This is a genomic window from Aeromicrobium sp. Leaf350 (assembly GCF_916858655.1).
Lineage (GTDB): Bacteria > Actinomycetota > Actinomycetes > Propionibacteriales > Nocardioidaceae > Aeromicrobium.
Map to the genome: position 1 here is coordinate 1,483,733 of NZ_CAKASL010000001.1, position 19,877 is coordinate 1,503,609.

The following is a 19,877-nucleotide window of genomic DNA, read 5'->3' on the forward strand; positions in this document are numbered from 1 at the left end:
TCGATCGTTGCTCCTAGGGTTGATCCGGTCCGATCGGACCACGTCGACGTCACCTGGGAGGAGGATCACCGTGAAGCTGCTCGTCCACGACTTCAGCGGGCACCCGTTCCAGGTCCAGCTCAGCCGGGAGCTCGCCCGGAGGGGGCACGACGTCGTCCACTCCAGCTGCGACGCCTACGTCTCCGGCAAGGGCGCCCTCGTCGCCGAGCCGGGTGAGTCGATCGTGTTCGAGACGATCGGCGACGGTCTCGTCTTCGACAAGCTCCGTTTCGCCAAGCGCCTCCTGGTCGAGGTGCGGCTCGGCTTCGAGCTCGTGCGCCACGTGCGCTCGCACCGCCCCGACGTCGCCGTGCTGTCGAACGTGCAGATCCCGACCCTCACGATCTTTGCCTTCGCGATGTTGTTCGTGCGCATCCCCTGGGTGCTCTGGCACCAGGACGTGTACGCCGTCGCCGTCCGCTCCTTCGCGGGCGACAAGCTCTCGCGCGGCTTCACCGCCGTCGCCTCGGTCTTCGAGATCGCCGAGAAGTGGTGCTCGCGCCGCGCCGTCGCGGTCGTCGCGATCTCCGACGCGTTCGTGCCTGTGCACGAGAAGTGGGGCACGGCCGACAAGGTCACCGTCATCCCCAACTGGGCCCCGCTGGACGAGATCGTGCCGGTCGAGCGCAAGAACGACTGGTCGGTCGAGCAGGGCGTCGAGGAGACGCTGACGCTGCTGTACTCCGGAACCCTGGGGCTCAAGCACGACCCGTCGCTGCTGGTCGCGCTGACGCGTCAGGTGCGCGACGCGGGCGTCGACGCCGAGCTCGTCGTGGTCAACGAGGGCCCCGCGGTCGAGGTCATCCGCGACGAGGCCCAGCGCCTCGACGTGCCGGTGAAGCTGCTGCCGTACCAGCCGTACGAGCGACTTCCGGAGGTGCTGGGCTCCGGCGACGTCCTCCTGGTGCTGCTCGACCAGCGCGCCGGCGCCTTCTCGGTGCCGTCCAAGACGCTCTCCTACCTCTGCGCAGGCCGGCCGATCCTGGGGCTGATGCCGCTCGAGAACGCCGCGTCCTCGCTGGTCGAGCGCGCCGGCGGAGCGGTGTTCGTGCCGCAGGCCGAGTCCATCCCCGCGGCCGGAGCCTGGGTCGCCGAGATCCTGGCCGACCAGTCCCGTCGCACGCAGGTCGGCGTCGCCAGCCGCGACCTCGCCGAGGCGGAGTTCACGGCCGAGCGGTGCATCGACCGCTTCGAGACCCTGCTCTCCGGGATCGCCGACCGATGAGCCGACCGTCATGAGCACCGTGCACGTCGTGATCGGACCGCGCACCCAGGTGGGCGCCGCCCTCCTGGAGCAGCTGGCCGGGCAGGACGTGGTGGCCGTCGCCCGCCACGACCGCGACGTGCAGGCGCTGGGCACCCTGGCCGAGGCTCGCGTCGCGCTGTCCGCCGACGCCGCCGGCGTCATCGCTCCCGGCACCGACCTGGCCGTGCACGTGTGCGCGCTCGGCCCGATCCACCCCGAGGACCCGACGCCCGACGACGCCACCCACTTCGACGCCGAGCTGGCCGCGATCGACGCCCTGGTCGGCGCGACGACCGGTCGGGTCCGCATCGTGCTGGTCTCGACCGTGATCGCCCTGGCCCCGACCCCGGACCGTCGTCTGTACGGCGGCTGGAAGAACCTCGCCGAGGAGCACCTCGACCGCCTGGCCCTGCGCCACGGCGACCGGTGCTCCGTCACGGTCCTGTACCCGGGCCGGATCATCGCGCCGTCGGAGCGTCAGGGGCTCGGAGATCGCCTCTCCTCGACCTTCCAGAAGGTTGCCAGACGAATGCTCGCTGAAACCTCCCGTTCACCCCGTCGGGCCATCATCGGAGTGGACGCAAAACTTTGGACGGCACTTCGGGCCATGTCGCTCGTTGTGCATGTCGTGCGTCCTTCACGCACACCGAAGCTGACAACGTCGTCGCCCTCCACCTCGACCCCCCATCGACAAGAGGCACCAGAATGATTCGCAAGCGTTTGCTCGACCTGGCACTGGTCGCGCTCTCGGCCGTCGTGTGGGTGCCCGTCCTGCTCGTGGCCAGTCTCGCCGTCCTCATCACCGAGGGCCGTCCGGTCTACTACCGTTCCAACCGCCGCGTCTCCGTCGACCACGTCATGAAGGTCGTCAAGTTCCGCACCATGGTGCGCAACGCCGACAAGATCGTGAACCGCGACACCGTGCCCGTCGAGGCCCAGGTCCGCTTCCTCAACATCCCGCCGGACTCGCCGCTGTACACGCGCGTCGGACGCTTCCTCGAGGGTGTCGGCCTGACCGAGATCCCGCAGCTGGTCCACGTCATCAGCGGCCGCATGTCGCTGATCGGCAACCGTCCGCTGCCCGAGAACGTGCAGAACATGCTGCGCGAGGAGTTCCCGCACGCCGACGACCGGTTCCTGACCCCGTCCGGGCTCACGGGTCCCGCGCAGCTCGTCGGACGCCAGGCCCTGACCGACGACGAGCGCCTCACCATCGAGACGGCCTACTGCCGGGCGGCGATGCGCGGCTACTCGATCCGCCTCGATCTGGCCATCCTCTTCTCGACCGTCTTCATCGTCCTGCACGTCAAGAAGCCGATGAACTACCTCGAGGTCGAGGCGATAATCAACCGGTACAGCCGCGTGCGCACCATGGTGCTCGAGACGTCGCCCGAGCCCAGCCCCGCGGCCGTCGCCGTCGACCTCCCGCAGGAGCAGGTCGGCTGAACCCGGTCGGACCCTGGTCCGACCGCACCGGCGTCCGTCAGGAAGCCGGCTCCCACGTGCTGCCGTCCTCGGACCGCACCACCGTGTCGCCGACCACCGCGACGAAGCCGGTGGCGCTCTGCGCGAGCAGGGCCGGACCGTCGGCCGGTTCCTCGCTCGCGCAACCCAGCAGCACGGGCGAGCCGTCCTCGATGCGCAGCGCGGCCACCGCGCAGCCGTCGACGGGCGCCAGCACGACGAGACCGTCGTCCGTCCGGGCCAGAGTGGTGAGCCCGGCGACCGTGGTCACGGTCTGCCAGCTCGCGCCGTCGTCCTGCGACGAACTGACGGTGCCGTCCGCGCAGCCGACGACGCCCGAGGTGCCTTCGGCCGCGTAGGTGACCGGCGGGCATCCGGGATCGGTCGCGCCGGCCGGAGTGGTCAGCGTCGCCGCGCCGGGGGTCAGGTGCCATCGACGGATCGGGCCGGGCGGATCGACCCACTCCGTGCTCCCGGCGCTCAGCAGCACCTCGACGGGCGCGCAGTCAGCGTCCGCACCGATGACGTACACGTCGCCCGCGTCGTTCACGTCCAGGCGGAGCAGCTCGGTGACGCCGGGGTCGAGCTCGTCGCGGGTGCCGCCGACGAGCCGGTCGAGCGTCACGGGGGTTCCCTCGGAGCACGAACCACGTCCACCCCAGACCACCAGGGCATCGGCGCTGTCCACCAGTCCCGGCACCGCGGCGGACGGCGCGGGCGGAGCGGTGGGCTCCGGGGTGGCCGAGCTCGTCGGTGCCGCCGTCGGCGGGGCATCGTCGGACCCGCCGGACAGGTGCCGCAGCATGATGCCGACGAGAACGGCGTCGACGACGAGGAACACCGCCAACCACCGCCACGTGCGCTGCGTCGTCATCTCGTCCTCGTCGATCATTCCCTCGCACGGCAGGCTAGCCCAGCCGGGCCGGAGCGGCAGCGGAAATGCCGGTGCTTGATGACAGACTCAGCCCCCGCAGCAGAGAGCGCTGCGGGGGCTGAGTCTGTCGGCGGAGGTGGCGGGATTTGAACCCGCGAGAGGTTTGAACCTCAACCCGCTTAGCAGGCGGGCGCACTAGGCCACTATGCGACACCTCCATGCCGCCACCCGCGGGTGGCAACCCCGCCACGATACCGACACCGCACCGCTCAGGACCAATCGGGCTCCAGCGGGCGTCGTTCAGCCGAAGCGGGTGTAGCCGTGGGCCGAGTTGAGGCGGTCGTACACCTCGCGCAGGAACGTCTCGCGGGAGCCCGGCTCGATCATGCGCAGGTCGACGCGGGCCGTTCCCTCACCCGTCAGCACCAGGAAGCCCGCGTCGAGCGTGACGTCGTCGACCTGCTTCCACGCCGCGCGCGTGCGCGGACGGGCGACCATGAACCCTCGCTCGTCGAACCGGGCGATGACCGGCGGGCGGAAGGCGAACCGCAGCGCGAGCAGCAGGGCCAGGACGGCAAGCCCCCCGGCCACCGCGGCCGCGACCGTGCGCCACGTCGCGTCGTCCGCCAGCAGGAAGGCGGCGAACACCAGGACGCCCGTGGCGATCGTGAAGGCACCGGTCGCGACGAGCGCCGGACCACGACCGAGCCGGTAGGTGGACGACGACATGCGCCCCAGCATAGGAGGCCGCCGCGAGCACGCCCTCACCCGGAGTGGCCTCCAGATGTGTGCGCCAATCGACCTGTTCCGCCCCCGAGACGGTCGGTACGCGCACACATCTGGAAGGTCCCTCCGAGGGGCACCGCTTCGCGGCGGGTGGCAGAGGGGGCGGGATTCGAACCCGCGGCTGGGCTGTAGACCCAGCGACCGCTTTCAAGGCGGTTCCGATCGGCCGCTCCGGCACCCCTCCTCGCCCTGGCACCAGGGCACCGGGACGAGGACAGTCTGTCACTCGGGCCGGCGCGGTGTCAGCGCAGGCCCGACCACCGTGACGGCTCGACGCGGCGCGTGGACTCGACCCGACGTGCTGCCCGCTTGGTGCTCGGGGCGAGCACGAAGAGCGAGACCAGCCAGCCGACGACGAAGCCGATGACCGCGGAGTAGAGGATCGAGAGCCCGATGTACGTCGGGTAGGCGAGCGGCGAAACGAGCGCCGTCGTGACCGAGCTGGTCGCGAGCACCGCGAAGACGAGGATCCACCAGCCCTCACGCCGCTGCGACCGCAGGCGCAGCCCGACCACCAGCGCCGGGAACCCGGCGAACGCCTGCACGGGGCGCGGCACGCCGCCGATCGTCGTGCGCATCCAGTAGATGGCGCTGTCGATCGTGTTGATGACCGACGTCGAGCCGTAGCTGCGCACCGCGTACGTGTAGACGACCAGCAGCAGCAGCACGACGGCGACCGCCGCGAGGATCGCGAGGTGGTTGCGGCCCAGGCCGTGCAGGCCCTCCCCGAGCGCCCACACGAGACCCAGCACGACCAGCAACGACACGGCCACGACCGTGACGCTGAAGACCACGACGTTGACCTGCGCGTTCCAGGCCGCGACGCCGGCAGCGCCGCTGACCGCGATGCCCACGCTGACGACGTACTCGCGCAACGTCGCCGCGACGCCCTCGGAGGGCAGCGTGAACACGACCGCGAGCACCGCACCCACGACGCCCGTGGCCGCGGCCGCCGCGGCGACGAGACCCGCGAGCTCGGTGACGGCCGCAGCGACGCCCAGCACGGCGACCAGGCTGACCCAGATGCGCATGTGCCCGCCGGCCCGGTGCACGAGCGCCGTGGTGAGGGCGATCGTCAGGAGCGCGGCGGACGGACGGTAGACGGCACTCGGCACGTCGACGGCGACGATCGAGAGGACGCTGCCGATCGCGCCGGCCAGGGCTGCCAGGGCGACGATCGCGCCGACCGATGCGGCCGAGCGCCGCGACTCCAGGCGGGGTGGGCGGACCTGCTGCTCGTACTCGGGCGGCACCGAGGCGTCGAGGCGACGCCGACCGGTGGCAGATCCGCTCATGTCCGGTCTCCTCGCGGGGGGATGCGTCGGTTGGCCAGCGACGGGTTGGTCGCGCGCGTGCGTCCCGGCTCGTCCGGGTCCAGCACGGCGGACAGGGTCTCGTCGCCCTCACCCGCCTCGACCACGATAGAGCCCGACGGATCGAGCACGAGCGAGTGTCCCGTGTAGCGCCGACCACCCTGCGCCGCCGCCAGGACGTGCACCGTGTTCTCGATGGCGCGAGCCGTCAGCAGCGTGCGCCAGTGGTGCAGCTTGCCCTCGCCGGCGACCCACGCGGCGGGGATCACGAGCGTGTCGGCGCCCGCGTCGACGAGGAGGCGGGCGAGCTCGGGGAAGCGGAGGTCGTAGCAGGTCATCAGGCCGATCGTGCGGCCCGCGACCTCGATCGTCACCGGGCTCAGCTCGCCCGCGGAGAGCCGGTCGGACTCGCGATAGCCGAACGAGTCGTAGAGGTGGATCTTCCGGTACGTGGCGGTGAGCCCGCCGTCGGGACCGACGACCACGAGAGTGTTGAACGGCGGGGCGTCCTCCCGCTTCTCGAACGAGCCGGCGACCACGGTCGCGCCGAGGCGCCGGGCGTGCCTCGCGAGCAGGTCGACGAAGGGGCCGTCGAGCGGCTCGGCGAACTGGTCGAGGTCCAGGTCGGTCGGACCGAAGTCGGTCATCGTGGCCTCGGGCAGCACGACGAGCTGCGGCCCGGGCTCCAGCGCACCGAGCCGAGCGTCGACGTGCTCACGGTTCTCGGCCGGGTCGATGCCGGCCGCGAGCTGCACCAGGCGGACGTCCATGGCCTCCACGCTAGCGGGCGAGCCCGCGCTCGACCGCGCGTTATCGTCGGAGCGTGACCTCTCCTTCCGCCATGCGCGCCGTGACCGTTCCCGACCCGGGTGGACCCGAGGCGCTCGTCGTCGGCGAGCAGCCCGTGCCCGACCCGGCCCCCGGAGAGGTGCTGGTGCGGGTCGTGGCCGCCGGCGTGAACCGGGCGGACGTGCTGCAGCGGCAGGGCTTCTACAACCCGCCGCCCGGCTCGACGGACGTGCTGGGCCTGGAGGCGGCCGGCACGATCGTCGCCGTCGGTGACGGCGTCGACCCGGCCCGGGTGGGCGAGGAGGTCGTCGCGCTGCTCGCCGGCGGCGGGTACGCCGAGCACGTGGCCGCTCCGGCCGGCCAGGTCGTGGCACGCCCGGCCGGACTGTCCGACGCCGCTGCCGGCGGGCTGGTCGAGACCGCGGCCACGGTCTGGTCGAACGTCTTCATGCACGCCGGCCTCCGTGAGGCGGAGACGCTGCTCGTGCACGGCGGCGGCAGCGGCATCGGCACGACGGCGATCCAGATGGCGGTGGCGCACGGTGCCCGCGTGGCGGTGACCGTCGGCTCGGCTGAGAAGGCCGACTTCTGCCGCGACCTCGGCGCCGAGATCACCATCAACTACCGCGAGCAGGACTTCGTCGAGGTGCTCAAGGACGGCGACGCCCGGCCCGACGTCATCCTCGACAACATGGGCGCGAAGTACCTCGACGCGAACGTCCGTGCCCTCGCCACGGGCGGACGCCTCGTGGTCATCGGCATGCAAGGCGGCGTCAAGGCCGAGCTGAACCTCGGCCTCCTGCTCACCAAGCGCGCCTCGGTCGCCGCGACCTCGCTGCGCGCCCGGCCGAGCGAGGAGAAGGCCGCGATCATGGCCGACCTCGTCGAGCACACGTGGCCCTGGGTCGAGAGCGGCGCCCTGCGTCCGATCGTGCACGAGACCTTCAGCCTCGACGCCGTGGCCGACGCCCACCGCGTCATGGAGGCCTCGACCCACATCGGCAAGCTCGTCCTCCTGCCCTGAGGGAGGAGCGCACGCCTGACCGCTCGTGGTCCTTGCGCTTGTCAGTTGCAGCCGCCGGGCCGCACCGACGTTCCGGTCGACCTCCTAGGCTGAACCCATGAGTGAGACCCCCATGACGATCGGCCCGGACGGCACGCCCGTCGAGGTGCCCGCGACCGAGGCCGCCTCCCCGACGCCGCTGACCGACCTGGTCGAGCAGCCGGCGAAGGTCATGCGCATCGGCGGGATGATCCGCCAGCTCCTCGAGGAGGTGAAGGCGGCTCCGCTCGACGAGGCCAGCCGGGCCCGACTCCGCGAGATCCACGAGCAGTCGATCGCGGAGCTCAAGGAGGGCCTGGCGCCCGAGCTCGTCGACGAGCTGTCGCGGCTCAGCCGACCGTTCGAGGCCGCGTCACCGTCCGAGGGCGAGCTGCGGATCGCCCAGGCCCAGCTCGTCGGCTGGCTCGAGGGCCTGTTCCACGGGATCCAGGCCGCGCTGTACGCCCAGCAGGTGCAGGCCCAGTCGCAGCTGCAGAACATGAGACTGGCCCTGCCGTCATCAAATGACGCCCAAAGTGGCGAAGATGGGCAATCCGGTCAAAACGGCACCCCAGGGGGAATGTACTTGTAGGATCGCGTCGTTCGATCGGTTCAGGGAAGAGGGAGCCCATGACCATCGTCGATAATTCCGTCGTACCTGCGTGCGCGGATGATCCGACCACATTTCTCGACGACGCGCTGGAGACGCCACTCGGGAGACACGGCCTGACGGCGGCCATGCGCCGTGACGTCACGCGCAAGCGTGCCGAGGCGCACCGCCGCTGTGCGGCGTGCCCGTTGCTCACCGACTGCCTGTACCGGGCCGTCGTGGAGGTCAACGTCTCGGGCTTCGTCGCGTGCACCACCGAGTCCGACCGGCAGGACATCCGTCGCCGGCTGGCCATCTCGGTCGCCGACACGGAGATCGCGAGCTTCGGCGCGGCTCGACTGGGCAACGGCCCGGTCGACCACGAGTCGGTGCTCGCGGCCCGGCAGGCGCACCCGAGTGACACGTGCCAGCAGCTCGCCGAACGCCTCGGCTGCTCGACCTCGACGGTCAAGCGTCACCTGCGCCGCGCGCGCCAGGGGCTGATCGCCGAGGCGACGCAGGACGTCAGCGTGCTGCCAAGCCTCGACGAGGTGCTCGACGCGTTCAGCGACATGGAGTCCGGCCGCCGCCTCATGCAGGTCGGCTGACCTCAACCACCGGGGTCACCGCCGGGGGTTGAGCTGCGGGTCAGAGGTAGCGGCGGAGGACGTCGACGACACCGTCGTCGACGATCGTCCCCGTGACCTCGTCCGCGGCTGCGACGACCTCGGGAAGCGCCTGGCCCATCGCGACGCCGAGCCCGGCCCAGGCCAGCATCTCGACGTCGTTGTTGCCGTCACCGACGGCCAGCACGTCGGCCTGCTCGATACCGAGGTGCTGGGTCAGGAAGTCCAGGCCCGACGCCTTCGAGGTGCCGACCGGCGCGATGTCGAGCCACGCGGTGTAGCCGATGTAGTAGTTGGTGTCGGTGAGCCCGAGGTCGGCGACGACCTCACGGAACTCCTCCGTGCTGTGCTCGGGCGACCGCACGATGACGCGGGTGACCGGCTCACCGATGAGCTCGTCGACCTCCTGGACCGTGATCGTGCCGCCCAGCTCGTCCGCCGGGAAGGCGCGGTTCACGCGGTAGCCCACGCCGACCTCCTCGACCGCCACGAGCACGTCGGGCATGCGCTGCAGGATCGAGCGGACCGCCTCGGAGGCGTCGAACGTGACGGCGCGCAGCATCTCGAGCGGACGGTACGTGAAGACGAGCGAGCCGTTGCTGCCGATCGCGTAGCCGTGGTCGAAACCGAGCTTGTCGGCGGTGTCCATGACGCCGGGCACCGACCGGCCGGTCGAGATGACGACCTCCATGCCGGCCGCGCGCGTGGCGCGCACCGCCTCGCGCACGGCGTCGGACATCTCGTTGCGACCGTTGACCAGCGTGCCGTCGACGTCCAGCGCGACGAGCCGGGGCTTCCAGTCACTCATGCGGAAGCCAGGGGCTTGAGCACCGGACCGAGGTACGGGTGCAGGGCCTTCGGCAGCACGACCGAGCCGTCGGCCTGCTGCCCGTTCTCGAACAGCGCGACGATCGTGCGCGTCATGGCGCACAGCGTGCCGTTGAGGGTGGCCGCCGGGACCGTGCCGGAGTCGCCGTCGAGCCCGCGCACGCGGATGTCGAGGCGACGCGACTGGTACTCGGTGCAGTTCGACGTCGAGCTGACCTCGCGGTAGCGCTCCTGCGTCGGGATCCACGCCTCGCAGTCGAACTTGCGGATGGCTGACGACCCGAGGTCGCCCGTGGCCACGTCGATGACGCGGTACGGCAGCTCCAGCGCGTCCAGCCACTCACGCTCCCAGCCCAGCAGCCGCTCGTGCTCGGCGTAGGACTCCTCGAGCGTCGTGTAGGTGAACATCTCGACCTTGTCGAACCAGTGCACCCGGAAGATCCCGCGGGTGTCCTTGCCGTGCGAACCCGCCTCACGGCGATAGCACGGGCTGAAGGCGGCGTACCGGCGCGGCAGCGACGCCGCGTCGAGGATCTCGTCGGAGTGGTAGGCCGCGAGCGGCACCTCCGACGTGCCCACGAGGTACAGGTCGTCGTCCTCGAGGTGGTAGACGTCGTCGGCCGCCTGACCCAGGAAGCCCGTGCCCTCCATCGCGCGCGAGCGCACCAGGGCCGGCGGGATCATCGGGGTGAAGCCCCACGTGGCGGCCGTGCTCATCGCGAGCTGGACGAGCGCCAGCTCGAGCTGTGCGCCCACGCCCGTCAGGTAGTAGAAGCGCGAGCCGGAGACCTTCGCGCCACGCTCCATGTCGATCGCGCCCAGCATCGTGCCGAGCTCGAGGTGGTCGCGCGGCTCGAAGCCCTCGGCGGCGAAGTCGCGCGGAGTGCCGACGGTGTGGAGCACCGTGAAGTCCTCCTCGCCGCCCTCGGGCGCCTCGGGCGCGACGAGGTTCGGCAGCGCGCGCAGCAGGCCGTCGAACTCCTGGCCCGCGGCGCTCTGGCTCGCATCGGCGGCCTTGACCTCGGCACTGAGGGCCTTGGTGCGCTCCAGCAAGGCGGTCTTCTCGTCGCCGGACGCCTTCGCGACCTGACGGCCGATCTGCTTCTGCTCGGCACGCAGGGCCTCGAACGAGGCGATCGACGAGCGGCGGGCGGCGTCGGCGGCGACCAGCGCGTCGACGGCGTCGGGCGACTCGCCGCGGCGACGCAGCGAGGAGCGGACCAGGTCCGGATCGTCACGGAGGAGGCGGGGATCGATCACCCCGCCAGCGTATCGGCCGGGCGGACAGCCGCCGCCGGTGGTGGAGTCACACCTCAGGGCCCAGCACGTCGCCGCCCGAGGCAGCGAGCCTGCGGGCGAGGGCGGGGATGACGACCAGGGCCGCGAGCACGTGCGTGCCGACGAGGACCAGTCGCGTCGCGGTGTCGTCGGGCAGCGCGATCGCCGGCACGAGGGACACCGCGGTGATCGAGGCCGTCACCAGGACGAACCGGCGCGCGTCGCCGAGGACGCGTGCGAGCACGATGCCCAGCACGGCGCCGACGATCGTCCAGAGCGCGAAGGCCGCCAGGGGGATGGCGGCGCCGTCGACCTCGAGGCTGACGTCCGCCGCCGACGCGGTCGCGGCCACGGCCGTCGTCCCGATCGCCGCGACGACGCCCGCCAGGAGGCCCGTGGGAGCCAGACCTCGGAAGGTCGGTGCCGGGCCGGTCACGACCGGACCCCCGCGCCGAGATGGGCCGGCAGCTGGTCGAGGATCGGCACCAGGCTCTCGATCATCTGGTCGAAGAACTCGTTCTCCCAGTCGGCACCGCTGCCGTAGGCACTCGTCACGACGCGCACCACGCAGCTCCCGCCGGACTCCGCCTCGATGAGGAACTCCGTGGCGATCGGGGTCACCGACTCCAGACCCGTGCGCACCTCGTCGAGGGTCACGCCGATCGAGTCGAACCACGCCAGCATGCCGGCCGGCACGTCCTCGTCGCGCTCGGCGACGGGCCACGGCTCCTCGTAGGCGAACCGCTCGTGCGGGCTGTACTCGGTGACGACGCCGGTGGAGACGAAGTCACCCACGTCGAAGGTCACGTCGCCCCCGACGCGCGGGTCGAGCCGGGTCGGCAGCATCCAGGCCGAGATCCCCTGGGCCGTGGCGATCGCCTCCCACGCCTGCTCGGGCGTGACGGGGACCGGGTAGCGGCGCTCCATCCGGTGGGCGACGCGGTCGGGCTGATCGGGCTGGCTCATGCTGACTCCTTCGTGGACGGTCGTGGGTAGGACGTGACGGTCAGGCGGTGGGGCCGCCCGTCGTCGTGGTGGTAGCGGGCCACCACCGTGGCGACGGCGGCCTGCAGCTCGGCGGCGAAGGCACTGCGGTCGTGCGCCGACCTGAATCCGACGACCGTGTCGACGGTGAGGGTCGGCACGCGCTGCTCGCCGGCGGAGCGCAGCACGTCGCCGAGCTCGGCGACGGTGCGCGCGTTGACCGCGACGAGGTAGTCGGCGGAGAGCCGGTCGGAGATCTGCTCCGGATCGATGCCGGCGCCCTGGAGCACGTCGGGCGATACCACGAGATGGCGCGCCGCGCGACGGACGAAGCGCTCGGTGATGCCGCCCCAGGCGCGGGTCTCGGCCGGCACGACCAGGCCGTGCGCCTCGAGCGCCTTCAGGTGGTAGTTGACCTTCTGGCGGGTGGAGCCGATGGCCGCCGCGACGGTGGTCGCCGAGCCGGGCTCGGTCAGCGCGTCGAGGATCGCGGCCCGGACCGGGTCCAGGGCGATCTCGACCGTCGCGGTCTCGGTCAGCAGCATCAGGTCGTCCACCCCGGCACGCTAACCCTTGACAGATTTTCTTGTCAAGAGCGCACTTCCGCCGAAAGGTCGACCACGCCACGGTTCGTTACGCTGGCCCGGGCGCGCACGGGGCGTGACCAGGGAGGAACACGTGTCGGTCGACCTGCGACGAGCCGAGCCGAGCCGGCGGGGCGTGTTCACCGCCGTGCTGGGCTGCCTGGCCCTGCTCCTGGTCCTGCTGACCGTCGAGGTCGTCTCCGGGTGGGACCCCTTCGGCAGCTTCGACCGGTCGCTGTCCGACGACGCCGTCGCCACGACGTCCGACCACACCTGGCTGCTGCGCGCCTGCGAGGCGCTGGCCGAGGCCTTCGCCACGATCCCGGTCGTCGCGGTCGTCCTGGCGGTCGTCGCCTGGGCCGTCTGGCGGCGGGAGTGGCGCATCGCGACGTGGCTCGCGACGAGTGGTCTGGTCGTGCTCCTCGGCAACCCCGCGATCAAGTCGATCGTCGACCGCCCCCGCCCGCGCTGGAACGGCACCCTGCACGAGATCAGCGGCTGGTCCTTCCCGTCCGGCCACGCGGCGGGCGCCGGCCTGCTGCTCGTGATCGCCGTGCTGCTCACCATCATCACGACCGGCCGCGGCCTGAAGCGGCGTCTCCTCATCACGGTCTGGTCGCTGCTGGCCGTGGCCGTCGCTGCCAGCCGCGTCTTCCTCGGCGTCCACTACCCGACCGACGTCGTGGCGGGCCTCGCCTTCGGCGCCGGCGCGACCCTCGCCCTCTGGCTCCTCATCGCCACCGACGCGACCCGACTGCCGTCCGAGCTCGCCATGTTCACGGGCACGGGTGCTCGCCAGGCCGCCGTCGTGCTCAACCCGTCCAAGGTCGGCGACGTCGAGGAGTTCAAGACCCGCGTCCGCGTCGCGGCGACGACCCACGGCTGGAGCGAGCCCCTGTGGTTCGAGACGACGGTCGAGGACCCCGGTTACGGGCAGTCGCTCCAGGCGCTCGCCGCCGGCGTCGACCTCATCATCGCGGCCGGCGGCGACGGCACCGTCCGGGCGGTGTGCGAGGAGGCGGCCCGCACGGGGGTCGCGATCGGCGTCATCCCGCACGGCACCGGCAACCTGCTGGCCCGCAACCTCGGCATCCCGCTGAACTGGCGTGACGCGCTGGACGTCGCCTTCGGCGGCCAGGACAAGGCGATCGACCTGGCCCGCTACCGCACCGACTCCGGCGTCGACACCTCGTTCCTGGTCATGGCCGGTCTGGGCATGGACGCGATGATCATGACCGGCGTCGACGACGACCTGAAGAAGCGTGTCGGCTACCTCGCGTACTTCGTCTCGGGCGTCAAGGCGCTGCGCTTCCCGGGCATGAAGGTCACGATCACGGTCGACGACGCCGAGCCCGTCAAGATGCGGGCCCGCACCGTCGTGATCGGCAACGTCGGCTTCCTGCAGGCCGGTATCCCGCTGCTGCCGGAGGCGCTCGTCGACGACGGCGAGCTCGACGTCGTGGTGCTGGCACCACGACGCTTCCTCGGCTGGCTCGGCATCGCCTGGAAGGTCATCACGCGGCGCAAGCGCAACACCGACCGCTTCGCCCGGTTCACGGGTCGCACGGTGCACATCCTGGCCGGCTCGAGCACCCCGATGCAGCTGGACGGCGACCCGGTCGGCGAGGGCACCGAGATCACTGCCGAGATCCGTCCGGGCGTCGTGCTCGTGCGGGTGCCGGTCGTGCCCGTCTCGGCCAGCTGACGCGCGACGCCCCGCGCCCGGTCAGGCCGTGGGTGCGGGCTCGGGCAGCAGGCGCTCGAACGTGCGCGGCCGGATGCCGAAGCTGACGTCGGCCAGGAACACGACCTCGCCACCGAGGTGCAGCTCGACCCGGTTGACGTCGGCGGTCAGGTTCGCCGCCGTGCCCTGCTCGATCCATCGCCGCTGGCCCAGCAGCGTCACGAGCGCCACGAAGGCCCCGTTGTCGCGCTGGCCCCGGAAGACGACGGGACCGGGAGCGGTGTCGCGGATGACGAGCGCCTCACGACTGAGTCCGGGCACGTCGAGATCGACGGTGCAGCCGTGACGTCCGAAGCTGAAGCGGTCGCGGCCGCGCACCTCGACGTCGCCGGTCGCCCCGTCGGCCAGACGCCAGGACACCGTGAACATGCCACGATTGTCGCCGATCCCGACGCCGCTGTCCGGCCTTTCGGCTGAAATCCCAGGGACCTAGGTCCCGGGCACCGTCGCGGTGATGACCGAGCCGTCGCCCCGCTGGCGACCGGGGACCGGCACGGGCTGACCTGCGAGCCGCGGACCCTGCCCGTCGAGCGCGATCGTGACGGGGCTGCCGCTCTTCACGCCGACCTTCTCGCCCCGCACCGACAGCTCGGCCGCGTCGCCGTCCTCGACCACGAGCTCGACCTCCTCGGTGCGCACCGTGACGCGCACGCGGGTGCCGTGGAGCGTGATGCGGTAGGTCAGCTCGTGCCACTCCTCCGGCAGGCGCGGGTCGATCGTGAACTCGCCGCCGTGGTCACGGAAGCCGCCGAAGCCGCAGGCCAGGGCACTCCAAACGCCGCCCGTCGAGGCGACGTGCACACCGTCGGCGGTGTTGGCGTGCCGGTCGGCCAGGTCGACGTACAGCGCCGACAGGAAGTAGCGGAACGCCAGGTCGGCGTACCCGACCTCGGCCGCGATGATCGACTGCACGACCGCCGAGAGCGTGGAGTCGCCCGTCGTGATCGGGTCGTAGTACTCGAAGTCGGCCCGCTTCTGCTCGGCGGTGAACTGGTCGCCCTGCAGGAACAGCGCCAGCACGACGTCGGCCTGCTTGAGCACCTGGAAGCGGTAGATCACCAGCGGGTGGTAGTTGAGCAGCAGGGGCCGCTTGTCGAGCGGCGTGTTGTCGAGGTCCCACACCTCGCGGTCGAGGAAGTGGAAGTCCTGCGGGTGGATGCCAAGGTGGTCGTCGAACGGGATCGACATGTCCGTGGCCGCCTGCTCCCACGAGGCGACCTCGTCCTCGGTCAGACCGAGACGGCGGACGACCTGCTCGTGCTCGGCGGCGTCGCGCTCCTCGAGCTCGCGCACCGAGGCGGCGGCCCGGGCCAGGTTGAACCGCGCCATCACGTTGGTGAACAGGTTGTCGTTGACGACCGTCGTGTACTCGTCGGGTCCCGTGACGCCGTGGATGTGGAAGGAGCCGTCCTCCTCCGAGCGCCAGAAGCCCAGGTCGACGAACATGCGTGCCGTCTCGACGAGGATGTCGATCGCCTCGCGCGCCAGGAAGTCGGTGTCGCCCGTGGCCCGCACGTACTTGTCGATGGCGTACGAGATGTCGGCGTCGATGTGGTACTGCGCGGTGCCGGCGGCGTAGTAGGCCGAGGCCTCCTCGCCGTTGATCGTGCGCCAGGCGTAGAGCGCGCCCTGCTGGGCCAGCTCGTGGGCGCGCCGGCGTGCGGAGTCGAGCAGCGTGTAGCGGAAGCGCAGCGCCGAGCGGGCGATCTGCGGGGTCGTGTACGTCAGGAACGGCAGGGCGTAGATCTCGGTGTCCCAGAAGTAGTGGCCGCTGTAGCCCGAGCCCGTGACGCCCTTCGCGGGGATGCCGTTGCCCTCGGCGCGGGCCGAGGCCTGCAGCACCTGGAACAGGTTCCACCGCACGGCCTGCTGGACCTCCGGCTGACCGGGCACCTCGACGTCGGAGCGGGCCCAGAAGTCGGCGAGCCACGCGCGCTGTTCGGCCTGCTGCTGCTCGATGCCCTCCGCGCGGACGCGGTCGAGCGTGCGCCGGCAGCGGTCGATCAGCTCGCGCACCGGGACGCCGCGGGAGGTGTGGTACGCCACGACCTTGGTGAGGGTGATGGGCTCGCCGGGCTGCGCGTCGACGCGGAACGTCATCTTGGCGAGGTCGTCCTCGACCCGCACCTGCGTCGTGCTGGGGTTGGCCGTCTCGAGCCGGTGGTCGGCCGCGACCGCGAGGGTCATGCCGCTGTCGTGCGTGCGGTAGCCGAGCTCGACGCGACCGTCCTCGAGGCTGCCGCGGCTGTGCTGCGGATCGAGCACGCGACGGTCGAGGTTCTCGGACTTGCGCGGGTCGACGCCCTCGCCCATCGCCTTGGCGCGCACGTGGTACTCGTCCTCGCCGTCCTGGCGGTTGAGGATCTGCGAGCTGATCGCGACCGGGGCGCTGGCGTCGAGCATCGTGACCTCGAAGGTCATGACGGCGAGGTGGCGCTGCTCGAAGGAGACCATGCGGCTCGAGCGGATGCGCACCCGCTTGCCCGCCGGCGTGCGCCACACGACCTCGCGACGCAGGACGCCCTCGCGGAAGTCGATCGACCGCTCGTACTCCGAGATGTCGGCGATGGGCAGCAGCAGCGGCTCGTCGTCGACGTAGAGGCGGATGACCTTGGCGTCGGGTGCGTTGACGATCGTCTGGCCCACGCGCGCGAAGCCGAACGCCTCCTCGGCGTGGCGGATGGGCCACGTCTCGTGGAAGCCGTTCAGGAACGTGCCGTGGGCGTGCGAGTCGCGGCCCTCCTCGACGTTGCCGCGCAGGCCGAGGTAGCCGTTGCCGACCGCGAAGAGGGTCTCGGTGACCCCGAGGTCACCCGCGTCGTAGCGCTGCTCGACGAGGCGCCACTCGTCGACGGGGAAGCGGGTGCGGTCGAGGTACTCGTGCACCGGGGGTGCCTCGTGCGACGGGGTCATGCGTGGTCCTTCGCTCGCTGGGGGTGACGCGCGCTCACAGCAGCTCCTCGAGGTCGTCGACCACCACGTCGGCTCCATGATCGCGCAGCGCCTCGGCTCCGGCGCCACGGTTCACGCCCACGACGAGACCGAAGTCACCGGCGGCACCGGCCTCGACCCCCGAGAGCGCGTCCTCCAGCACGACGGCCCGGCCGTGGGGGACGCCGAGCTGGTCGGCGGCGTACTCGTAGGTGTCGGGGGCGGGCTTGCCCGCCAGACCCGCCTCGGCCGCCACGCCGCCGTGGACGATGAGCTCGAACTCCTGGGTCATGCCCGCGGCCTCCAGCACGGCGGGCGCGTTGCGCGAGCTCGACACGATCGCGCGCCGGACGCCCTTCTCCTTCAGCGCGGCGACGAGCGCCACCGAGCCCGGGTACGCCTCCACGCCCTCGTCCTCCAGGACCTGGGAGAACACGTCGTTCTTGCGATTGCCGAGGCCGCCGACCGTCTCGGCGTCGGACGGGTCGTCGTGGGTGCCCTCGGGAAGGGTGATGCCCCGCGACTCGAGGAACGACCGCACCCCGTCGTAGCGCGGCTTGCCGTCGACGTAGCGGTGGTAGTCGGCGTCGGTGTACGGCTCGTCGACGCCCTTCGACCGCAGGTAGTCGTTGAACATCTGGGCCCAGGCACGCATGTGCACCTCGGCGGTCGGCGTGATCACGCCGTCGAGGTCGAACAGTGCCGCGTCGTACTTGCTCCAGTCCACGACGACGAGCCTAGGCCGGTCGTGTGTCATGAGCGTGAACCGGTGTCCGCCCCCTACGCTCGGAGCCATGACGGAGCGTCAACGGTTCGGGGTCGACAGCGAGGTCGGACGACTGCGGACGGTGATGCTGCACCGTCCGGGGGCGGAGATCGCCCGGCTCACGCCGCGCAACAACGACGCGCTCCTGTTCGACGGGATCCCGTGGCTCGGGCGCGCGCAGGAGGAGCACGACGCCTTCGCCGCCGCGCTCCGCTCGCAGGACGTCGAGGTGCTGTACCTGGTCGAGCTGCTGCAGCAGACGCTCGAGTCCGCGGCGGCCCGCGAGCAGGTGATCGCCTCGACGACCGACGCGCTGCACCTCGGCGACGCGTTGCAGACCTACCTGACCGGCTGGCTCACCGACCTGCACCCGACCGACCTCGCGGCGGTCCTGACGGCGGGTCTCCGCAACGACGAGGTTCCGGTGCGGACGCTCGTGACGAGCCTGCTCCGCCACGACGACTTCGTGATCGACCCGCTGCCGAACCTGCTCTTCACGCGCGACTCCTCGGTGTGGCTGCCCGACCGGGTCGCGGTCACGAGCCTGGCGATGCCCGCCCGTGTGCGGGAGACCCAGCTGACCGGCCTCGTCTACGCGCATCACCCGCGCTTCGCCGGCGCACCGCTCGTGCACGGTCCGCACCTGGAGCACGTCGAGGGCGGTGACGTGCTCCTGCTGGCGCCCGGCGTGGTCGCGATCGGCGTGGGCGAGCGCACGACCCCGGCCGGGGCCGAGCGCTTCGCGCGGCAGGTGCTGGGCGAGGGCCTGGCGCACACGGTGCTGGCGGTGCCGATCGCCCAGGAGCGCGCCACGATGCACCTCGACACGATCGTGACGATGGTCGACGTCGACACGGTCGTGATCTTCCCGACCATGGCCGACGACCTCGAGGCCGTGAGCCTCACGCTCAGCGACGGCGAGCTCGTCGTCGGATCGCGGCAGCCGTTCTTCGCCGCGGCGGCGACCGCGATGGGCATCGACGAGCTGCGCCGCATCGACACGGGCCTCGATCCCGTGACGGCCGAGCGCGAGCAGTGGGACGACGGCAACAACACCCTCGCGATCGGGCCCCGCCTCGCCGTGGCCTACGAGCGCAACGAGCAGACGAACGCCCGGCTCGCCGAGCAGGGCATCGAGGTCGTCGCGATCAGCGGCAGCGAGCTCGGCTCGGGTCGCGGCGGGCCCCGGTGCATGTCGTGCCCCGTGCTCCGCGACCCGGCGTGAACCTCGCAACCACCCCTGCTGTTTGAGGAACCCCCTTCGAGGCTCCTTCGTCGCACCTCAGTCGAAGAAGGTAACGGCGTCGCTCACGTCGGCGCGGTGCGCTCGGAAGGAGTTCGCCGGGTGCTCGGGATCGGGCCAGCCGAACGAGATGCCGCAGACGACCTGGCGGTCCTCGCCCCAGCCGATGCGTTCGTGCAGCACCTCGGACTTCATCGCGACGGCGGCCTGGGCGATCGTGCCGATGCCGTGCGCCTGGGCCGCGAGCAGGAACGACTGCACGTAGAGGCCGCAGTCGACGTAGCCGTACGGACCCAGGTCGGCCGGCGCCGAGACCACGGCGACGTGCGGGGCGTCGAAGAAGTCGAAGTTGCGGAGCATCTGCACGGCCGAGGCCTCGCGGTCGCCCCGCGCGACGCCCACCGCGTCGTACAGCTGCAGGCCGACCTCGCGTCGGCGCTCCTGGTGCACGCCCGCGTACCCGGGTGGGAAGGGGATGTCGGGGGTGATGCGCTGGTCGCTCGCGAACACCGAGCGCAGGTCGTCGATCGCGTCACCGGAGAAGATCGCGAGCTGCCACGGCTGCGTGTTGCACCACGACGGAGTGCGCTGCGCGGCGGCGAGGACGGCCTCGATCGTCGCGCGCGGGACGGGCTCGGGGAGGAAGCCGCGACAGCTCCACCGCTCGGCCAACGCCTGGACCACGGTCACATCGCTCGCGTCCTCGGAGGTCGATGATTCGTTCTGCGCCGCCATGGTCATCGTGCCACCA

At 71.5% G+C, this 19,877-nt stretch carries 21 protein-coding genes and 2 tRNA genes; 8 read left to right on the top strand and 15 right to left on the bottom strand.

Annotated elements, in window-relative coordinates; genetic code table 11:
- Window positions 1-70: 70 nt before the first annotated feature.
- Genes LO931_RS07455 through LO931_RS07465 form a run of 3 tightly spaced genes read left to right on the top strand, consistent with a single transcriptional unit; the run spans window position 71 to window position 2,731 of the window.
- Window positions 71-1,264: a glycosyltransferase family 4 protein gene (locus LO931_RS07455; protein ID WP_229052651.1), complete on the top strand. Its 1,194-nt coding sequence runs from the start codon at window positions 71-73 to the stop codon at window positions 1,262-1,264.
- A gap of 10 nt (window positions 1,265-1,274) precedes the next feature.
- Entirely contained in the window at window positions 1,275-1,994 is a 720-nt protein-coding gene (locus LO931_RS07460) for a hypothetical protein (protein ID WP_229052652.1), read from the top strand.
- Entirely contained in the window at window positions 1,991-2,731 is a 741-nt protein-coding gene (locus tag LO931_RS07465) for a sugar transferase (RefSeq protein WP_229052653.1), read from the top strand. Before LO931_RS07460 ends, LO931_RS07465 begins: the two co-directional genes overlap by 4 nt.
- Before the next feature lie 37 nt (window positions 2,732-2,768).
- Here the strand turns inward: LO931_RS07465 and LO931_RS07470 are convergent, their stop codons facing one another.
- From LO931_RS07470 to LO931_RS07495, 6 genes are all read right to left on the bottom strand, one after another.
- Window positions 2,769-3,641 (bottom strand): hypothetical protein, encoded by an 873-nt coding sequence (locus LO931_RS07470; RefSeq protein ID WP_229052654.1) that lies wholly within the window; start codon window positions 3,639-3,641, stop codon window positions 2,769-2,771.
- 113 nt (window positions 3,642-3,754) lie between these two features.
- Window positions 3,755-3,841 (bottom strand) — tRNA-Ser (locus tag LO931_RS07475).
- An 82-nt stretch (window positions 3,842-3,923) separates the two neighbouring features.
- Window positions 3,924-4,352, bottom strand: a complete 429-nt coding sequence (locus LO931_RS07480) for a hypothetical protein (protein ID WP_229052655.1) — start codon at window positions 4,350-4,352, stop codon at window positions 3,924-3,926.
- Window positions 4,353-4,500: 148 nt separating this feature from the next.
- A tRNA-Ser gene (locus LO931_RS07485) sits at window positions 4,501-4,593 on the bottom strand.
- A 58-nt stretch (window positions 4,594-4,651) separates the two neighbouring features.
- Window positions 4,652-5,704, bottom strand: coding sequence for a hypothetical protein (locus tag LO931_RS07490; RefSeq protein ID WP_229052656.1), 1,053 nt, complete (start codon window positions 5,702-5,704; stop codon window positions 4,652-4,654).
- Window positions 5,701-6,492 carry a carbon-nitrogen hydrolase family protein gene (locus LO931_RS07495; protein ID WP_229052657.1) on the bottom strand — a complete coding sequence of 264 codons (792 nt, stop codon included), beginning with the start codon at window positions 6,490-6,492 and terminating at the stop codon, window positions 5,701-5,703. The genes LO931_RS07490 and LO931_RS07495 overlap by 4 nt, the downstream gene beginning before the upstream one ends.
- Window positions 6,493-6,545: 53 nt before the next feature.
- Between LO931_RS07495 and LO931_RS07500 the strand changes: the two genes are divergently transcribed.
- From LO931_RS07500 to LO931_RS07510, 3 genes are all read left to right on the top strand, one after another.
- On the top strand, window positions 6,546-7,535 hold the full coding sequence (locus tag LO931_RS07500) for an NAD(P)H-quinone oxidoreductase (RefSeq protein ID WP_370636079.1): 990 nt from the start codon (window positions 6,546-6,548) through the stop codon (window positions 7,533-7,535).
- A gap of 97 nt (window positions 7,536-7,632) precedes the next feature.
- On the top strand, window positions 7,633-8,145 hold the full coding sequence (locus tag LO931_RS07505; RefSeq protein ID WP_229052658.1) for a bacterial proteasome activator family protein: 513 nt from the start codon (window positions 7,633-7,635) through the stop codon (window positions 8,143-8,145).
- Window positions 8,146-8,291: 146 nt separating this feature from the next.
- Window positions 8,292-8,750, top strand: a complete 459-nt coding sequence (locus LO931_RS07510; RefSeq protein WP_229052659.1) for a WhiB family transcriptional regulator — start codon at window positions 8,292-8,294, stop codon at window positions 8,748-8,750.
- A 40-nt stretch (window positions 8,751-8,790) separates the two neighbouring features.
- On the opposite strand, the gene LO931_RS07515 is transcribed toward LO931_RS07510, so the two are convergent.
- From LO931_RS07515 to LO931_RS07535, 5 genes are read right to left on the bottom strand one after another with little or no spacing between them, the layout of a single operon-like run.
- Window positions 8,791-9,576, bottom strand: coding sequence for an HAD family hydrolase (locus LO931_RS07515; RefSeq protein WP_229052660.1), 786 nt, complete (start codon window positions 9,574-9,576; stop codon window positions 8,791-8,793).
- Window positions 9,573-10,856 carry a serine--tRNA ligase gene (gene serS, locus LO931_RS07520; protein ID WP_229052661.1) on the bottom strand — a complete coding sequence of 428 codons (1,284 nt, stop codon included), beginning with the start codon at window positions 10,854-10,856 and terminating at the stop codon, window positions 9,573-9,575. The genes LO931_RS07515 and serS overlap by 4 nt, the downstream gene beginning before the upstream one ends.
- Window positions 10,857-10,902: 46 nt before the next feature.
- Window positions 10,903-11,310 (bottom strand): DUF6069 family protein, encoded by a 408-nt coding sequence (locus LO931_RS07525; RefSeq protein WP_229052662.1) that lies wholly within the window; start codon window positions 11,308-11,310, stop codon window positions 10,903-10,905.
- Window positions 11,307-11,840, bottom strand: a complete 534-nt coding sequence (locus LO931_RS07530) for an SRPBCC family protein (RefSeq protein WP_229052663.1) — start codon at window positions 11,838-11,840, stop codon at window positions 11,307-11,309. The genes LO931_RS07525 and LO931_RS07530 overlap by 4 nt, the downstream gene beginning before the upstream one ends.
- Window positions 11,837-12,415 (bottom strand): helix-turn-helix domain-containing protein, encoded by a 579-nt coding sequence (locus LO931_RS07535; RefSeq protein WP_229052664.1) that lies wholly within the window; start codon window positions 12,413-12,415, stop codon window positions 11,837-11,839. The genes LO931_RS07530 and LO931_RS07535 overlap by 4 nt, the downstream gene beginning before the upstream one ends.
- A 121-nt stretch (window positions 12,416-12,536) precedes the next feature.
- Between LO931_RS07535 and LO931_RS07540 the strand changes: the two genes are divergently transcribed.
- Window positions 12,537-14,147 (top strand): phosphatase PAP2 family protein, encoded by a 1,611-nt coding sequence (locus LO931_RS07540; protein ID WP_229052665.1) that lies wholly within the window; start codon window positions 12,537-12,539, stop codon window positions 14,145-14,147.
- Window positions 14,148-14,168: 21 nt separating this feature from the next.
- Here LO931_RS07540 and LO931_RS07545 read toward each other — a convergent pair whose 3' ends face one another.
- Genes LO931_RS07545 through LO931_RS07555 form a run of 3 tightly spaced genes read right to left on the bottom strand, consistent with a single transcriptional unit; the run spans window position 14,169 to window position 17,844 of the window.
- Complete coding sequence (locus tag LO931_RS07545) at window positions 14,169-14,555, bottom strand: hypothetical protein (protein ID WP_229052666.1); 387 nt, start codon at window positions 14,553-14,555, stop codon at window positions 14,169-14,171.
- A gap of 60 nt (window positions 14,556-14,615) precedes the next feature.
- Window positions 14,616-17,099 (bottom strand): glycoside hydrolase family 65 protein, encoded by a 2,484-nt coding sequence (locus LO931_RS07550; protein ID WP_229052667.1) that lies wholly within the window; start codon window positions 17,097-17,099, stop codon window positions 14,616-14,618.
- A 34-nt stretch (window positions 17,100-17,133) separates the two neighbouring features.
- A complete protein-coding gene (locus LO931_RS07555) occupies window positions 17,134-17,844 on the bottom strand; it encodes an HAD family hydrolase (RefSeq protein WP_370636080.1) in 711 nt (236 codons plus the stop codon).
- 67 nt (window positions 17,845-17,911) lie between these two features.
- Between LO931_RS07555 and LO931_RS07560 the strand changes: the two genes are divergently transcribed.
- A complete protein-coding gene (locus LO931_RS07560) occupies window positions 17,912-19,108 on the top strand; it encodes an arginine deiminase (RefSeq protein ID WP_229052669.1) in 1,197 nt (398 codons plus the stop codon).
- Between the two features lie 57 nt (window positions 19,109-19,165).
- Here LO931_RS07560 and LO931_RS07565 read toward each other — a convergent pair whose 3' ends face one another.
- Window positions 19,166-19,861: a nitroreductase gene (locus tag LO931_RS07565; RefSeq protein ID WP_229052670.1), complete on the bottom strand. Its 696-nt coding sequence runs from the start codon at window positions 19,859-19,861 to the stop codon at window positions 19,166-19,168.
- Between the last annotated feature and the right edge of the window lie 16 nt (window positions 19,862-19,877).

Bases quoted from the DNA above. Each gene is read 5' to 3' on its own strand.
- LO931_RS07460 (WP_229052652.1), top strand. From the start codon at position 1,275: ATGAGCACCGTGCACGTCGTGATCGGACCGCGCACCCAGGTGGGCGCC.
- LO931_RS07465 (WP_229052653.1), top strand. From the start codon at position 1,991: ATGATTCGCAAGCGTTTGCTCGACCTGGCACTGGTCGCGCTCTCGGCC.
- LO931_RS07470 (WP_229052654.1), bottom strand. From the start codon at position 3,641: ATGATCGACGAGGACGAGATGACGACGCAGCGCACGTGGCGGTGGTTG.
- LO931_RS07480 (WP_229052655.1), bottom strand. From the start codon at position 4,352: ATGTCGTCGTCCACCTACCGGCTCGGTCGTGGTCCGGCGCTCGTCGCG.
- LO931_RS07490 (WP_229052656.1), bottom strand. From the start codon at position 5,704: ATGAGCGGATCTGCCACCGGTCGGCGTCGCCTCGACGCCTCGGTGCCG.
- LO931_RS07495 (WP_229052657.1), bottom strand. From the start codon at position 6,492: ATGGACGTCCGCCTGGTGCAGCTCGCGGCCGGCATCGACCCGGCCGAG.
- LO931_RS07505 (WP_229052658.1), top strand. From the start codon at position 7,633: ATGAGTGAGACCCCCATGACGATCGGCCCGGACGGCACGCCCGTCGAG.
- LO931_RS07510 (WP_229052659.1), top strand. From the start codon at position 8,292: ATGCGCCGTGACGTCACGCGCAAGCGTGCCGAGGCGCACCGCCGCTGT.
- LO931_RS07515 (WP_229052660.1), bottom strand. From the start codon at position 9,576: ATGAGTGACTGGAAGCCCCGGCTCGTCGCGCTGGACGTCGACGGCACG.
- LO931_RS07530 (WP_229052663.1), bottom strand. From the start codon at position 11,840: ATGAGCCAGCCCGATCAGCCCGACCGCGTCGCCCACCGGATGGAGCGC.
- LO931_RS07545 (WP_229052666.1), bottom strand. From the start codon at position 14,555: ATGTTCACGGTGTCCTGGCGTCTGGCCGACGGGGCGACCGGCGACGTC.
- LO931_RS07550 (WP_229052667.1), bottom strand. From the start codon at position 17,099: ATGACCCCGTCGCACGAGGCACCCCCGGTGCACGAGTACCTCGACCGC.
- LO931_RS07560 (WP_229052669.1), top strand. From the start codon at position 17,912: ATGACGGAGCGTCAACGGTTCGGGGTCGACAGCGAGGTCGGACGACTG.
- LO931_RS07565 (WP_229052670.1), bottom strand. From the start codon at position 19,861: ATGGCGGCGCAGAACGAATCATCGACCTCCGAGGACGCGAGCGATGTG.